Source organism: Streptomyces globisporus (assembly GCF_003501885.1).
In the GTDB taxonomy this organism is placed as follows: Bacteria; Actinomycetota; Actinomycetes; order Streptomycetales; family Streptomycetaceae; genus Streptomyces; species Streptomyces globisporus_D.
This window is the reverse complement of the sequence record NZ_QWFA01000148.1, coordinates 1-15,650: the sequence shown is the minus strand read 5'-3', so window position 1 is coordinate 15,650 and position 15,650 is coordinate 1. Positions and strand designations below refer to the sequence as shown.

The window sequence follows — 15,650 nt, the reverse complement described above, 5'->3', positions numbered from 1 at the left end:
GGGGGGGGGGCGGTGTGTCACCGGCTACCGGTGAGGATAGAGGGACGGGCGCAGCTTGGACTAGACCAGCGTCACGGCATCTTCGGCCGTGAACTGCTGAATCTCTTGCGGGTGGGAGCGCTCCAATCACGCCAACTGTCGTACTGCGCAAGGTAATCAAGACGGACGGCTTGACAGTCACCGGAAGCCGCGCAACCTTGGGAGCGCTCCCACGCAGCGTTTCCCCCCACCCGAACCCCTCACCTCCTGAGCGTCACGGACCCCCGAACCGTCCGTCGACACCCGCGACGGACGCACGAGAGGAGCACGGAGCCGCAATGAGAAGCAGAGGCACCACCACCCCGCACGCACCTCGGCGCACCACCATCCCGCAGGCGTCCCGCCGAAGGACCGCCGCCACGCTGTCCGCCCTGATCATGGGCGCGTCGCTCGCGGTCGCCGCCCCCGGACAGGCGTCGGCCGCGGCCCGCGTCGACAACCCCTATGCCGGCGCCACCGCGTACGTGAACCCCGACTGGTCCGCCAAGGCCGCCGCCGAACCCGGCGGGGCCGCCATCGCCGACGAGCCGTCGTTCGTCTGGATGGACCGCATCGCCGCGATCGGCGGCACACCCGGCGCCCGAGGCTTACGAGCGCACCTCGACACGGCCGTGAGCCAGGGAGCCGACCTCTTCCAGGTCGTCATCTACAACCTGCCCGGCCGTGACTGCGCCGCACTCGCCTCCAACGGTGAACTCGGCCCCACCGAACTCGACCGCTACAAGAGCGACTACATCGACCCCATCGCCGACATCCTCGGCGACCCCGCCTACGCCTCTCTGCGCATCGTCACGCTCATCGAGCCGGACTCGCTGCCCAACCTCGTCACCAACGCCGGAGGCACCGCCGGTTCGACGCCCGAGTGCGCCACGATGAAGGCCAACGGCAACTACGAGAAGGGCGTCGGGTACGCCCTGCACACGCTCGGAGCCATCCCCAACGTCTACAACTACGTCGACGCGGCCCACCACGGCTGGCTCGGCTGGGACTCCAACTTCGTCCCCGCCGCGCAGCAGTTCAAGAAGGCCGCGACGACGGAGGGCGCCACCGCCGCCGATGTGCACGGCTTCATCGTGAACACCGCCAACTACTCGGCGCTCGAAGAACCGCACTTCGCGGTGACCGACTCCGTGAACGGCACCACGGTGCGCCAGTCGCGCTGGATCGACTGGAACCACTACGTCGACGAGCTCTCGTTCGCCCAGGCTTTGCGCACCGAACTGGTCCGCCAGGGCTTCGCCTCCGACCTCGGCATGCTCATCGACACCGCCCGCAACGGCTGGGGCGGCTCCGCCCGGCCCACCGGCCCCGGGCCGCGGACCAGCGCCGACGCCTACGTCGACGGCGGCCGGACCGACCGCCGCATCCACGCCGGCAACTGGTGCAACCAGAGCGGCGCGGGCATCGGCGAGCGACCCACGACCGCACCCGAGCCGGGGATCGATGCCTACGTCTGGGCCAAGCCCCCGGGCGAGTCCGACGGCAGCAGCGAACCCATCGACAACGACGAGGGCAAGGGCTTCGATCGGATGTGCGACCCGACGTACACCGGCAACGGCCGAAACGGCTACAACCTCACCGGCGCCCTGCCGGACTCCCCGGTGGCCGGACACTGGTTCTCCGGACAGTTCCAGGAACTGCTCCGCAACGCCCACCCGCCGCTCGACGGAGGCAACGGTACCGCGAGCCGGTGACACACACGGGCCGGTGACACACGCGGGCCGTGGCCGACGGGAACCGTTCCCCGTCGGCCACGGCCCGCGCGCCCGGTTCAGCGCACGTCGACGCGGTCACCGGAACTGGTCGTGCCCAGCCGGGACGAGGTGGCCGTGAACTGCGCCTTTCACGTGCCGTCCTTCTTCGCCGTGAACACCTTCGAGAACACGCCCGTGCTGTTCGTCTTCACGGTCGCCAGCTTGCTCCCCTTGCTGGAACCGTCGGTCTTGAACAGGATGCTGACCGACTGGCCGGAGGTGTTCTTCCAGGTGCCGTCCAGGCTGCGCAGGGTGCTCTTGACCGTGATGGTGCGTCCCTTGCGGACCGGCTCCGGGGAGGCATTGAAGCCGGACACGGTGGTCCGCAGCTTGACGTCCACGTTGTCCGAGGAGCTCACGGCCGCTGCCCGGTCGCCGGTTCCCGCGTAACGGGCCCGCCAGTGCCGTCCTTGACGGCGGCGACCGACGCCGTGGCCACACCCTTCGTGTCCGTGGTGACCGACGCGGCACGGCTGCAGGTCTTGGCACCCTTCGCCCGGAACTCGAACACCACGGACGTCTTGGCCGGCGGACGCCAGACGTCGTCCGTGGCGCCGACGGTCTGGACCGTACCGACGACCCTCAGCTTGCCGCCCTTGCCGGGGGATACCGGCTTCTTGGCGTGTGGGGACCCGAAGACGACACTCGCATATCAGGTGAGCCTTACCCAAGTCATCACGAGTGCGGATGTCCGCCTCCCGTACGGGCCGGTCGGACGTCATATCCGCGCGGGCGGGTAGGAGAACGGACGGAGGGCGACGAACGACGACCTCACTTCCTGGTCGACGAAGGAGAGGCAAGGTCATGGCCGATTCCGAGATGAGGGCGGTGGGCTGGGCGCAGTCCTTCCCCATGTCCCAGGGGGTGCGGGCGGGGCGCCACTGGGCGCGGGAGCATCTCGACTCACTGGCGTGGACGAAGAGCGCTCCCGATCTGGTGGACTCGGTGCTCCTGACCGTGTCCGAGCTCATCACCAACGCACACAAACACGCGCACAGCGATGCCCAGCTCGTCCTGACCTGGGACAGTGCCTGCCTGCATGTCAGCGTTCACGACTCCAGTCCGGTGCTCCCCGCCACAGCCGACCGGGGCCTCGACGCGACGGGCGGCCGGGGCCTCGCCATCGTCGAGGCGCTCTCCGACAGCTGGGAACACCACCCCCAGCGGGACGGCAAGACCGTGACCGCCTGCTTCGTGCCCCCTGGTCACCCTGACCCGGATCACGGTCCCGGCGGCACAGCCTGACGTTCACTCACCCGCGTTCGGCGTTGATCCGCGCGGCCTGGCGCGTCAGATGGTCGCGCTCGGCGAGCGTGGGGGCCTTGTGGGCGGCCTCCGCGTACAGCCGCGCGGCCGCCGGCAGGTCACCGTCACGCTCGTGCAGATACGCCGCGACCGCCGTATGACGGGGCAACGAGTCGCTCAGCGCGGCCAGTTCGGCCAGCCCGGCACGCGGGCCGTCGGCCTCGCCGACGGCCACCGCCCGGTTGAGCCGGACGACCGGGCTGTCCGTAAGGCCCGCCAGCTCGTCGTACCACTCGACGATCTGCACCCAGTCGGTCTCCTCGGCGGTCGGCGCGTCCGCGTGGAGCGCCGCGACGGCGGCCTGGGCCTGGAACTCGCCCAGCCGGTCCCGGGCGAGGGCCGCCTGCAGGATCTCCACGCCCTCGGCGATCATCCCGGTGTCCCACCGGCCCCGGTCCTGCTCGGCGAGCGGCACCAGACTCCCGTCGGGCGCGGTCCGGGAGGCGCGCCGGGCGTGGTGGAGCAGCATGAGGGCGAGCAGCCCCGCCACCTCCGGGTGGTCGATCGCGGCCGCGAGCTGCCGGGTGAGCCGGATCGCCTCCGCGGCGAGGTCCACATCCCCAAAATAGCCCTCGTTGAAAACCAGATACAGCACGCGCAGCACGGTGGAGACATCGCCGGGCCGATCGAACCTCACCCCGGAGACGGTGCGCTTCGCCCGGCTGATCCGCTGCGCCATGGTCGTCTCGGGCACCAGATACGCCCGGGCGATCTGGCGGGTCGTGAGCCCGCCGACGGCGCGCAGCGTGAGCGCGACCGCCGACGACGGCGTCAGAGACGGGTGGGCGCACAGGAAGTAGAGCTGGAGCGTGTCGTCCACGGCCGGTGCGGGGCCCGGCGCGGGCTCTTCGTCGAGACGGTCCTCGCGCCGCCGCCGCGAGGCATCCGCCCGGGCCGCGTCGAGGAACCGCCGCCAGGCCACGGTGACCAGCCAGCCCTTCGGATCCCGCGGCGTGTCACCCGGCCACACGCGGACCGCCGCGACCAGGGCGTCCTGCACCGCGTCCTCGGCCGCCGCGAAGTCTGCTCCGCGGCGGACGAGGACGGCGAGCACGCCCGGGGTGAGGCTCCGCAGAAGGAGTTCGTCCATCGAGGCGTCACTCCGTGACGGTGGGCGGCGCGGTGAGGAACGGGCGCACCTCCAGCCACTCGTGGATCGGCTTCCCGCCGGCCCCGGGAGCGGCGGACAGCTCCCCCGCCAGCTCGACCGCCCGGTCGTGACCGTCCACGTCGATGATCATCCAGCCGGCGATCAGATCCTTGGTCTCGGCGAACGGCCCGTCGGTGACCGGCGGGCGGCCCTCACCGTCGTACCGGACCCAGGAGCCCTCGGGGGCGAGTGCCTGACCGTCGACGAACTCCCCGGTCTTCTCCAGCCGGTCCGCGAAGTCCTGCATGTACTGCATGTGCGCCGAGATCTCCTCGGGCGTCCACCGGTCCATCGGCACGTCGTTGACCGCTGCCGGGGCGCCGCGGTAGTGCTTGAGCAGCAGGTACTTGGCCATGATGTCTCTCCTCGGTGCTGTGCGGCCCATTCTGGCCGCTCTCACTACGGGGACGGAGCCGGATCCGGGTTCTCGACATCGCCGCCCGGAAACTTCTCGACTTTCTCCGACGGCCGGAGGGCGGCCCGTGGAGAGACCGCGGACGGGCCCGCGTTCACTGCTCGCGCAGGCCCCACGGCGACCCGTACGCGACGAGCAGATCGAGGAACGGGCGCGGGTCCAGCGCCTCGGCGCCGAGCACCCCCGTACCGCTCCAGACGCCGCCCGCCACCAGCTCCAGGGCGATCACCGGGTTGATCGCCGTCTGCCAGACCACGGCCTGGGAGCCGTACTCGCGCATCGACCACTGATTGTCGACCACGTGGTAGAGGTACACCTCCCGGGGCGCGCCGTCCTTCGTGCCCTTCACCCAGGTACCGGCACAGGTCTTGCCCCGCATCAGTTCGCCCAGGGACGCCGGGTCGGGCAGACAGGCCGCGACGACGTCACGGGGCGACACGGCGCCGCCGGGCACGGTCACCTTGTCCGTGCGGTCGAGGCCGAGCCGGTGAAGGGTCTTGAGGGTCTCGATGAACTCCTCGCCCAGCCCGTACTTGAACGTGACGCGCCGGGACTCCACCCAGCGCGGGATCAGCAGGACCTCCTCGTGCTCGACGTTGACGCACTCCACCGGACCGATGCCCTCCGGGAAGTCGAACACCTCCGGTTCGCTGAACGGCGCCGTGGTGAACCAGCCCCGCTCCTTCTCCCAGATCACCGGTGGGTTGAGACACTCCTCGATGGTGGTCCAGATCGAGAACGACGGGGCGAAGTCATAGCCCTCGACGGTCAGATTCGCACCGTCCCGGACGCCGATCTCCTCGATCTCGTCGAACAGTTCGTCCGCCGCGTACCGGGCGAAGACATCGGAGAGCCCCGGCTCGACACCCACCCCGACGAGCGCGAGCCGCCCCGCCTCCTCCCACGCCGCGGCCCGCTCGAACTGCCCGTCGCCGAGCTTGACCCCGCACTCCTCGTACGGGCGCTCCGGATGCGGGGAGGACAGGGACATGGCCATGTCCAGATAGTCGACCCCGGCGGCCAGGGCCGCGTCGAACAACGGCATCACGAACCGGGGGTCGGTGGCGTTCACGAGGATGTCGCACCGCTGCTCGGAGATCAGGGCGGTGACCGCCGCCCGGTCCGAGGCGTCGACGCGCAGCGCGGAGAACCTTGCCCCGTCCTCGCCGAGCGCGGCCACCGCCGCCTCGGCCCGGGAGAGGTCGTAGTCGGTGACGACCATGTGGTCGAAGAAGGAGCGGCGGGCGGCGATCCTGGTGATCGCCGTGCCCACGCCACCTGCGCCGACGAGGAGTACGCGCATGGCGGATGTGCCTTTCGTCGAGGGGTTGGCCGTACGGGCCGGTGCCCTTGGATTCGTCCATGAAAGGGGCGCACTTGAGTAACGTCAACGGCGTTGGCATAAGGTGAGCAGGCCTGACAGGTCAGCACCGCTGGACGCCGGGTACCGAGAGACGGGAGAGGCGCGGATGGCGAAGAAGGTGGTCCCGGAGGAGGAGCGGCGGCGCAGGCGGCCGACACGCCAGGGCGTGGTCGTCACCCAGGAGCTGATCGTCGAGACCGCTCTGCGCATGCTCCACGAACACGGCAGGGACGGACTGACCGTGCGCCGCCTGGGCCTCGCTCTAGGAGCCGACCCGAGCACGCTCTACCGCTACTTCCGCGGCATCGACGACCTGACCCTCGCCATCGCCGACGAACTGATCGGACGCGCGATGCGCGGCTGGCGGCCCACCGGACAGTGGCGCACCGACCTGCGCGAGATCGGCCTGCGCATCCACACCGCCTATCTGGCCCACCCGGAGGCCGCCGTGCTGACCGCCAGCCGGGTCAGCGGGCGGGCCAACGAGATCGCCGGCGACGAGACGCTCCTCGGCATCCTGCGATCGACCGGGCTGCCCGACCCGGACGTCGTACGGATCTACCAGGCGTTCGTCGACCAGGCACTCGCCTTCGCCGCACTCGACGCCGCGAGCCTCGCCCTGCCCGAAGCGGCCCGCACCGCCGACGAACGGGTCTGGCACGCCACCTACGCCGAACTGCCGGCGGAAACCCACCCCAACATCGCCGCCCTCGCACCGCTGCTGGTCGCGAGGATGAACGACAGCGCGTACCCCACCGCGCTGGAGATGCTGCTCGACAGCGCCGAGGCGGGCATCCGGCTCGCGCGGCGCGCCACCGACCCGGCCGACGCCTGACATTCGGGTCGCACCGACTCGTGTGGCGGCTCCCGAGGCCACCGAGCAGACTGGCCGGAGAAGGCGGAACGACGACAGCCCCGGAGAGGCCTGGACGATGGGTGAGTACGCGGACCTGCCCGGTGTCAGGACCTGGTACGAGACCGAGGGCGCCGGCGACCCGCTCGTCCTCCTGCACGGCGGCTTCTGCACCAACGACACGTGGGGCGCCCAGCGCGCAGACCTCGCCGCCGCCTACCGCGTACACCTTCCGGAACGGCGCGCCCACGGGCACACCGCCGATGTCCCGGGCCCCCTGACGTACCAGGACATGGCCGACGACACCGTGGCCTTCCTGGAGACGGTCGTCGAAGGACCGGCGCACCTGGTGGGCTGGAGCGACGGCGGAGTCGTCGCGCTGCTCGTCGCCCGGGACCGTCCCGATCTCGTCCGCAAGGTCGTCGCGATCGGGGCCAACTTCCGCCCGGGCCCGGAGTGTTTCGCCGAGCCGTCGATGCTGGACACGATGACGCCGTCCGGGCCCGACCTGGAGTTCTTCCGTGAGCTGTACGAGCCCGTCGCGCCGGACGGCCCGGACCACTGGCCGGTGGTGGCCGCGAAGGTGCTCGACATGTGGCGCACCCAGCCGACGCTCACGCCCGAGGACCTGGCCCGTATCGAGGCGCCCACCCTGGTGATGTCCGGCGACGACGACCTGATGACGCTGGAACACACGACGGCCCTGTACCGCGCGATCCCGGACGCCGAACTCGCTGTCGTGCCCGGGGCGTCCCACCTGGTCCCGCTGGAGAAACCGGCTCTCGTCAACCGGTTGATTCTCGACCACCTGGCGCAAGAGGCGGCGGAGACCATGATGCCCGTCCGCCGCGCGAAGCCCGAGACCGCCGCATCCTGACGGCCATCGCCTCCCACGGACCCGTGCTTCACTCGATCCGCAGGAGGGCGTCCTTCGCCCCGCGTACCTCGGCGACGGTCTGAGCCTCGGTCTCCAGGGCCCGCCGCACCGCGGCGGACAGCGCGGCGAACCCCGTCACCGTCACCTCCACGCGCCGCCCCGAGGCCCGGGCACGCCAGGTACCGACGATCTCCGACCCGGCGAGCACGGCCCCCGGCCCGCCGATGGCCCGCCACAGCTCCTTCTGCCGGTCCCTCTCCGGCAGCAGCAGCGACCGGTCCCGCGCCTGGAGGAACGGATCGCCGGGCGGCAGCAGCCGGACGGTGCCGGCGTCGGCGCGCGGCGCCCCGCGCAACGCCGTCACCTCGGACTCCGGGAGCCAGGCCGGCGCACCGTCCACCGAGACCTCGACGAGCCCCTGTGGCCACACCGGCCGGATCGCGGTCGGCCGTGTCCCGAGGAACGCGGCCGCCTCCGCCCGGGTGGCCGGACCGAGAAAACGCAGATAGGCGCGGACAAGATCCTGCGTCCCCGACGCCGTCTCCGGCACCGGGAACGGCGACCCGAGCGGCGAGAGCACCGTCTTCCCCCGCTCGGTGCCGACCCGCACCGACCCGAAGAGTCCGGCCTGCTGGAAGAGCAGACCGGAGATGTGCCGCGCCCCGCACGGGGCGCACCAGTACGTCAGGGATTCCGGTACGGCCGCGCTCACCGCCGCACTGACCTCGCCCTTTCCCAGCGGCCCGGCCACGGTCCGGCGGAAGGCCTTTGCCGTGACGCGGAAGGCCGCCAGTCCCAGCGTCGCCCCCTCCTTGATCACCGCGGTGCTGATCCGGGCGGTGGCGTCGGCGTCGTCGAGCGGCCACAGGGCACCGGCCAGTGCCGCCAGCTCCGTGCGCCGGTGCAGATGCGGCGCGCCGCGGAAGGACCAGACACGTTCCAGAGGACCGGCGGAGGCGCCTCTCGCAGCGAGCGCCACCGGGGCCGAGCCCCGCGGAGTGTCCTGGACGCCGAGGACCAGGACACCGGGCGTGGGCGAGGCACGGTCGAACCCATGGGCCGCCACGCGGTACCGCAGGACCTGCTCGCGGCTCACATCGATCCGGGCGGTGCCGTTCACCTGATGCCTCCTCACCACAGGCTTCCGTACGCTACCGCCGCCGACCGCCCGCAGCACTCGCCCGGCCGCCGACAGGAGGCACGGAAGGCCGAAGGAGACGGAGAGCAGCGCAAGGAAAGATGCACCGATTTATGCTGACTGGATGCGATCTGCTCCTTGGTGGGCCTTGGTCTCCTCCGGGTGCGCCCCCGTCCTGCTGGTCGGCTCCTGGATGATTGCGCAGGTGCGCCAGGGACCGACGTACGACCCCGCGGCGGACACCCTGAGCGTGCTCGCCTCCTACGGCGCCACCAGCTACTGGCTGATGACGGGGGTGCTGCTGGTGCTGGGAACCTGTTACGTGGCCACGGCGCACGCGCTCCGGCAGGCGGCGCTCCCCGGCCGGGTGGCTTTGGCCGGCGGCGGGCTGTCGGCGCTGGCCCTGACCCTGGTCCCCGTCCCGAGCAGCGGCGGGGCGCTGGAGCACGGGGCGGTGGCCACGGTGGGCGTGGTGCTGCTGGCGGTGTGGCCGCCGCTGGCCGCCGCCCGGGGCGGGAGGCCGGTGCCGTTGGGACTGCGCCTGGATGTGTCGCTCGCCGCGAGCGCGCTGATGCTCGCGAGTGCGTTGTGGTTCGTGGCGGAACTCCAGACCGCCCGGGCCCCGGGCGTCGCGGAGCGTGTCGTGACGTTCCTTCAGGCGTTGTGGCCGTTCCTGGTCGTGCTCTCCTGCCGCAGGACCGTAGCCCGACAGGCTCCGGGGTAGTCGCGGGGAACACCTACGCGCTCGCCCAGCGCCGCAGCCAGGCGTCGAGGACCGCGTAGTCGCTGCCCCTGAGCCCCTGCCGGGGGTCCACCCGGTGGAGCAGGGCGGGGCTAGGGTGGTGGACGGCGACCCAGGACCGGTCGGTGCCGGTGATCTCGTCGTCGACCCAGACGAAGGGCCGGCCGGCGGCCCGGGCGACGAGGGTGCGGGTCTTCCAGTGCAGCCCGTTCCGCACATCCTCTTCCTCCTCCTCGTAACCGACGGCGCCATCGGCCTCGGAGCCTCCCGGCAGGCCGACGACCGGCAACGACGGCAGGCCGATACGGGGAGCGACCCAGGTGTTCGCGTCCTCCATCCATGTGGTCGCCCAGACGAGTTCGCAGGGCAGAGCCGTGAGCCGGGGCCCGTGCTGGGGATTGATCCTGGCCAGGAGCGGATTCTCACGGGCGCCCGGGTCCTCGGGGCCGGTCTCGTAGGTCGGGTACGGCTGGGAGGCGCCGAAGGGGATGAGCGGTCCGTCGACGTCGAGGAACAACAGCGGACGTTGGGCTGTGGAGGTCACGCGGGCACCATAGCGACGGCCCCCACCGGACCTCGACCTCAGGTCGGAGTCCGGTGGGGGCCGGTAGCGCGCAGGGCGGGCTCAGGTGAGGGGCTCCACCCACACGTTCCGGTAGCGGATCTTGCTGCCGTGGTCCTGGAGTTTGATCGCTCCGGCTGTCGGGCCCTCGGCCGCACCGCCGCCGGTGGGTCCGTCGATGGCGACGTCGTCGTGGACGGTGACACCGTTCCACACGACCGTGACCCGGGCGTCCTCCGTCTTCGCCCCCGAAGCGTCGTAACGGGCGGCGCGGAAGGTGATGTCGTACGTCTGCCAGGTCTCCGGAGCCGTGGCCGCGTTCACGTCCGGGGCCTTCTTGGTGTAGATCGCCCCGGCCTCGTTGTCCGCGAGCGTGGTGTCGCCGTACGAGTCGAGGATCTGCACCTCGTAGCGATCCTGGAGGTAGACACCGCTGTTGGCGCGGTCCTGACCAGTGACGTCCGGCGGAAGGTTCGGCAGCCAGAACTCCACATGCGCACGGAAGTCCTGGAAGCCCTGCTTCGTTCGCAGGTCACCGCCGGCGACCTCCATCACCTCGCCGTTCACCGGCCACTCCGGCGTACGCCCGTCCGGGTGCTGCCAGGCCGCCTGGTCGGTGCCGTCGAAGAGCTGGACGCGGGCGCCCTTCGGGTGGACGGTGATCATGTCGAGGTTGACATGGCCCGTGTCACCGCTGTCGTAGGAGTAGGTGATCGTGTTGCGGCCCTCGCGCAGATCCAGCTCCTCGGTCCCCGTCGACCAGGTCTTCCAGTCGGTGGTGGAGAGCAGCTTGGTCTGGCGCACCTTCTCACCGTTGACGTGGACGCTCACCGTCTTCGTGCCGGGCGCCGGGTTCGGCCCGTTGGAATAGCGCAGACCCACGTCGTACGTTCCCGCCTCGCCGGCCTCCACGTCGAAGGCGACCGCCGCGCCTTCCTGGCCGAAGTTGTCGACGAAGCCGCCGCCGGAGTACCCCGCGTGCTCGGTGTCGAAGCCCGCGCCTCCGGTGAGGGCGGCCTCCTCCGCCTCGTACTGCGTGGCCGCGGGCCGGTCGCCGGGCAGCGAGTTGAGGGTGTACCAGGCTTCCGTGCTCCACAGCTCGGTGCCGCCGGCGGAGGCGAAGGGGCGCGGCGAGCGGATGTGGACGACCCGGTTCGCCTTGAGCCCGGGAATGCTCAGCGTGACCTTCTTGCGGTCATCGGAAAGGGTGGCCCCACTGATGTCGAGGGACTCCTCATCGATCTTCGGACCCCCGTACGCGGGCGTCGGGGCGTACGCCCACTGCTCGGCCCGGTAGCTCTCGGCGAGCTTCGCCGCGGTCTCCTCGGAGAGCGGCTCGGTGTACTCCAGTTCAAAACCGCCCGGCTTCGCCCGCATGGCCAGGATGTCGAAGGCCTTGTCACCACTGGGGGAGAGCTTCTGGAGCCCGTAGGTCAGCTTGCCCTCCTGCCCCCAGTTGCCGCCCGCGCCGAGGCCACCGGCGTAGATCGCGCCGTCCGGCCCCATGCTGATCCGGTTGACACCGGCTTCGAGGCCCTGGGTGAAGCGGAACACCGCGCCCTGGTACTCGCCGTCGACCTTCTCCAGGTACGCGCGCTGGATGCCGCCGTACGTGACGTCCCCGAACAGCATCTGCCCGGCGAACCGCCCCGCGGTCAACTGCAGAGGGGCGCTGGGTGAGTTGGCTATCTCGTTCTGCGGCAGCCACAGCACCGGCTTGGTGACCGGCTTGTCGTCGAAGGGGCCCGAGGGGTTGGTGTAGTGGTTGAAGAAGCGGTCCTGCTTGATGTGGAGCAGCTTCGAGGAGGGCAGCCAGCCGCCCTGGTTGTCGAGGACGAACATGTCGCCCTCGGGCCCCCAGCCGATGCCGTTGGGCGTACGCAGACCACCGGCGATGTAGTCGACCTCGCCGGTCTCCTTGTTCACCTTGATGGTCGAACCCCGGTTCGGCGCCGGCTGCGGATCGGTGGTCGCCCCGCCCAGGTCGATCGCCACGGACAGGTTCAGGTAGAAGTACCCGTCCCGGTAAAGCAGCCCGAAGGCGAACTCGTGGAAGTTCCCGCCGTACGGCCACGTGGCGACGGTCCGCTTCTCGTCGGCCACATCGTCGCCGTCGGCGTCGGTCAGCTCGGTGAGTTCGTGCTTCTGCGAGACGTACAGCTTGCCGTCGACGGCCTTGATGCCCATGGGCTCCTTCAGCCCGTCCGCGACCTTCTTGGCGGTGACCCTCCCCGCATCGGTCTCGCCCCGGACGTTGTCGAGGAAGTAGACCTCGCCGGTCGAGTTGTCGGTGCCGCCCCAGGTGGTCACGGCCAGCCGGCCGTCGGGCAGCCAGTCCATCGCGGTGACCTGCGGCTCGAAGCCCGCCGGGCGCAGATCGGTGAGCGCGTAGTCCGGGTGCGTCCCGGTCAGCGGCAGCCCGTCCCCGGGCGAGTCGAGGGCGCCTTCGCACTCCTTGCGACCCGGTGCCGTCACCCGTACGACGTCGGCGTCGGTGCTGAGTACGGAGTTCGGCACGACGGCGAAGTCCGCGGCGCCGGGCGGCTTCCATTGGAGCGTGACCTGCTGACCGCCGGTGCGGTCGAAGTGGTCGATTCGCAAAGCGTGATGACCACTCGTCAGGTCGACCGATCCGTCCTTGGGATCCGCGCCGTGCAGCCCGTCGTGATCGATGACGGTGGAGTCGTTGATCCGCAGCCGCGAGCCGTCGTCGCTGATCAGACGGAAGGCGTAGGAGCCGTCCTGCGGGACGGTCAGGTTGGCGGTGACCTGGGAGACGAAATGGTCGCTGAAGCCGAAGTCGTCCGGCGAACTCCAGTCGATGCCGGGCATCAGTTTGTCGACGTTCGGCGTCTGTCCGGCCTTGATGTCGCACAGCTTGTCGAGGGGCACCTGGACATCGAAGACGCGCAGGGTGACGCCCGGTTCCTGGGGCGGGAGTTCGTCCTGCGGCCTCGGCGCCGGCGCGGCGGTGGCCGGTGAGGCGGCGAACGCGCCGACGAGAAACGCGGAGACCAGCAGACCGGTGAGGTGTCTGCGGCAACGGTGGAGCGGCCGTGGATGCATTCTTCCTCCTGGCCCCTCGCTGCGAGGGGCGCGTCGCGGCGGTGGGTGGGGCCACCCGGCGCCCGGGGGTGAACGTTCGGCTCGTGCGGGGGATGGGGCAGCGCTTCCGTCCGGACAAGGGGCTCCGGTGGCTGCGCCGAGAACAGTAGGAGGCTTCTACCGACGGCGTCCATACTTCGTCGCCGCAGTGTTCAAAGTTCGCTGGTGTTGATGCAAAGTCGCCAAACTCCTTGGTTCGCAAGGCATCTGGCACCCCATCAGCACAAACGGGGGAACGGCGACGGTCCGGACCCGCGGGGCGCGGATCCGGACCGGGTGTACGCGTGCGGGCGTCCGACGCGTACGCGCCGTATCGGTCGGGGTCAGAAGGGCTTGGTCGGCAGGTACTTCCCGTCCAGGGTGATGACGGCGCGCTCGCCGCCCTCGGGGTCTTCGACCTTCTTCACGTCGAGCCGGAAGTTGATCGCGGAGACGATGCCGTCGCCGAACTGTTCGTGGACCAGGGCCTTGAGGGTCGTGCCGTAGACCTGAAGCATTTCGTAGAAGCGGTACATCGTCGGGTCGGTCGGAATCCGGTTCGGCATCGAACCGCGGACCGGGATGGTCTGCAGCAACACCGCCGCGTCGTCGTCCAGACCCAGCAACTCGGCCACGGCCTTCGCTGACGCCTCCGGCAGCGGGTGCTGGCCGAGAACGGCGGCGGTGGTGTAGGCCACTGACAGGCCCGAGGCGTCGGCGATCTGCTGCCAGGACAGGTCCTTGAGGGTCTTGGCCGCCACGGCCCGGGCGGCCAGGGCCTCACGGGCGGTCGGATCGAGCTGTGCATGCACCATGATCAGTACGTCCTTGTCTCAGCGTGGCCACTTCACGAAAAGGAGGCGGAGTGGCCAGTACGGGGTGGGGGAGTCGGAGCCATGAACTCAGGCCGCCCGCGGGGCGGTCAGGTCCTGGACGCGGCCGGTGGGAATGTCGAAGACCCAGCCGTGCAGGGCGACCATCCTCTGCGCCAGTGCGTTGGCGACCGAAGGGTGGGTGACCAGGTTCGCCAGCTGCGCCAGCACGTTCTGCCGTACCAGGGCGGACACGTCACCGTCGGCGGACGTACGGGCCACCGAGGCGTCCGCGTGCCGCAGCCAGCTGGCGACCGCCGGGGCGCCACTGAGGTCGTGGCGCTCGGCGAGCGCGGTCATCGCACCGCACGCCGAGTGACCGCAGACGACGATGTCGTCGACACCCAGTGCGGCGACGGCGTACTCGATGCTCGCCGCGATCCCGTCGGACTCGGGGGAATAGGCGGGCACCAGGTTGCCGGCGGTGCGGATGACGAAGAGATCGCCCGGCTCGGTGCCGGTGATCAACTCGGGAACGACGCGGGCGTCCGAGCAGCTGATGAACAGCGTGTGCCGCGTTGCCAGACGGGCGAACAGTTCCGCCTTTGCCGGAAAGACGTCCCGCTGGAAACGGGCGACGCCCTCAGCCAGGTCCTGCATGGTCACTCCCTTCGGAGGGTGATCGGCCCCTGCGGGCCGGTGAAATCCACCATGCATGACCTGTAGCTATAGCGTCCAAGAGCAACTACGTCTCAGGGCTATCGACCGCACCTATAGTTGGCTTCATGGCCGCTCTCGAACTGCGTCACCTGCGCTATCTCCTCGCCGTCGCCGACCACGGCAACTTCACCCGCGCCGCCGAGGAGCTGCACATCTCGCAACCCACGCTCTCCCAGCAGATCAAGCAACTGGAGCGGACCCTGGGCGTGCAGCTACTGGACCGCACCGGCCGCACGGTGCGACTCACCGACGCCGGCGCCGCCTACACCGACCGCGCCCGGCGCGCGCTGCGCCACCTCGCCGCCGCCGAGCGTGCCGTCCACGACGTCCAGGACCTCTCCCGCGGCCATCTGCGCCTGGGCGTCACCCCCACCTTCACCGCCTATCTGGTCGGCCCCCTGGCCGCCGAGTTCCACACCCATCACCCCGGCCTCAGCCTCACGCTGACGGAAATGCCTCAGGACCGCATCGAAGCGGCCCTGCTCGCCGACGACCTCGACCTCGGCATCGCCTTCGCCGGCCCCCACCTCCCCGGCATTACCGCCACCGCTCTGTTCACGGAGACGCTCACGCTGGTCACCGGCGTAAGGACCGACGCCGACCGCCCCTCCCCACTCCCCGTCCAAGAACTGACCGACCGACGACTGGTCCTGCTCAGCGGCGACTTCGCCACACGCGGTCACATCGACGCGTACCTCACCCGCCACCGGGCAACCCCACGCATCACGGTCGAGGCCAACTCCATCCAGGCCCTCACCGAGATCGTCCAGCGCACCGGCCTGGCCACCGTCCTGCCCGACGCCATCACCCACGACCACCCCCACCTCGCCCCCGTC

13 protein-coding genes and 2 pseudogenes are annotated in these 15,650 nt (G+C 70.5%); 6 read left to right on the top strand and 9 right to left on the bottom strand.

Annotated elements, in window-relative coordinates; translation table 11 throughout:
- Positions 1-317 precede the first annotated feature (317 nt).
- Positions 318-1,718 (top strand): annotated as a pseudogene (locus D3105_RS24360) (glycoside hydrolase family 6 protein); the annotation flags it as partial.
- A 92-nt stretch (positions 1,719-1,810) separates the two neighbouring features.
- Here D3105_RS24360 and D3105_RS24355 read toward each other — a convergent pair.
- A pseudogene (locus D3105_RS24355) lies at positions 1,811-2,406 on the bottom strand (HtaA domain-containing protein); the annotation flags it as partial.
- 191 nt (positions 2,407-2,597) lie between these two features.
- On the opposite strand from D3105_RS24355, the gene D3105_RS24350 reads away from it, so the two are divergent.
- A complete protein-coding gene (locus tag D3105_RS24350) occupies positions 2,598-3,038 on the top strand; it encodes an ATP-binding protein (protein WP_206272874.1) in 441 nt (146 codons plus the stop codon).
- A gap of 7 nt (positions 3,039-3,045) precedes the next feature.
- On the opposite strand, the gene D3105_RS24345 is transcribed toward D3105_RS24350, so the two are convergent.
- From D3105_RS24345 to D3105_RS24335, 3 genes are all read right to left on the bottom strand, one after another.
- Positions 3,046-4,188 (bottom strand): RNA polymerase sigma factor, encoded by a 1,143-nt coding sequence (locus D3105_RS24345; RefSeq protein WP_118905181.1) that lies wholly within the window; start codon positions 4,186-4,188, stop codon positions 3,046-3,048.
- A 7-nt stretch (positions 4,189-4,195) separates the two neighbouring features.
- Entirely contained in the window at positions 4,196-4,603 is a 408-nt protein-coding gene (locus D3105_RS24340) for a YciI family protein (RefSeq protein WP_030809212.1), read from the bottom strand.
- Positions 4,604-4,757: 154 nt separating this feature from the next.
- Entirely contained in the window at positions 4,758-5,966 is a 1,209-nt protein-coding gene (locus D3105_RS24335) for a saccharopine dehydrogenase family protein (RefSeq protein WP_118905180.1), read from the bottom strand.
- A 166-nt stretch (positions 5,967-6,132) separates the two neighbouring features.
- Here D3105_RS24335 and D3105_RS24330 point away from each other — a divergent pair, with 166 nt between their 5' ends.
- On the top strand, positions 6,133-6,861 hold the full coding sequence (locus D3105_RS24330) for a TetR/AcrR family transcriptional regulator (protein WP_118905179.1): 729 nt from the start codon (positions 6,133-6,135) through the stop codon (positions 6,859-6,861).
- A gap of 97 nt (positions 6,862-6,958) precedes the next feature.
- Positions 6,959-7,756 (top strand): alpha/beta fold hydrolase, encoded by a 798-nt coding sequence (locus tag D3105_RS24325; RefSeq protein ID WP_118905178.1) that lies wholly within the window; start codon positions 6,959-6,961, stop codon positions 7,754-7,756.
- A gap of 28 nt (positions 7,757-7,784) precedes the next feature.
- On the opposite strand, the gene D3105_RS24320 is transcribed toward D3105_RS24325, so the two are convergent.
- Positions 7,785-8,876 (bottom strand): DNA glycosylase AlkZ-like family protein, encoded by a 1,092-nt coding sequence (locus D3105_RS24320; RefSeq protein ID WP_118905177.1) that lies wholly within the window; start codon positions 8,874-8,876, stop codon positions 7,785-7,787.
- 142 nt (positions 8,877-9,018) lie between these two features.
- Between D3105_RS24320 and D3105_RS24315 the strand changes: the two genes are divergently transcribed.
- Positions 9,019-9,618 (top strand): DUF998 domain-containing protein, encoded by a 600-nt coding sequence (locus tag D3105_RS24315; protein WP_118905176.1) that lies wholly within the window; start codon positions 9,019-9,021, stop codon positions 9,616-9,618.
- A 13-nt stretch (positions 9,619-9,631) separates the two neighbouring features.
- Here D3105_RS24315 and D3105_RS24310 read toward each other — a convergent pair whose 3' ends face one another.
- The 4 genes from D3105_RS24310 to D3105_RS24295 form a co-directional block, all read right to left on the bottom strand.
- Complete coding sequence (locus tag D3105_RS24310; RefSeq protein WP_118905175.1) at positions 9,632-10,180, bottom strand: HAD domain-containing protein; 549 nt, start codon at positions 10,178-10,180, stop codon at positions 9,632-9,634.
- 81 nt (positions 10,181-10,261) lie between these two features.
- Positions 10,262-13,264, bottom strand: coding sequence for a family 16 glycoside hydrolase (locus D3105_RS24305; RefSeq protein ID WP_118905174.1), 3,003 nt, complete (start codon positions 13,262-13,264; stop codon positions 10,262-10,264).
- Positions 13,265-13,626: 362 nt separating this feature from the next.
- Positions 13,627-14,097, bottom strand: coding sequence for a cyanase (gene cynS / locus D3105_RS24300; protein ID WP_118905173.1), 471 nt, complete (start codon positions 14,095-14,097; stop codon positions 13,627-13,629).
- A gap of 87 nt (positions 14,098-14,184) precedes the next feature.
- The gene (locus D3105_RS24295) at positions 14,185-14,754 is read right to left on the bottom strand and encodes a carbonic anhydrase (RefSeq protein WP_118905172.1); all 570 of its coding nucleotides are present in this window, start codon (positions 14,752-14,754) and stop codon (positions 14,185-14,187) included.
- Positions 14,755-14,879: 125 nt separating this feature from the next.
- Between D3105_RS24295 and cynR the strand changes: the two genes are divergently transcribed.
- The coding region (gene cynR / locus D3105_RS24290) for a transcriptional regulator CynR (RefSeq protein ID WP_118905171.1) at positions 14,880-15,650 on the top strand (771 nt) is incomplete at its 3' end.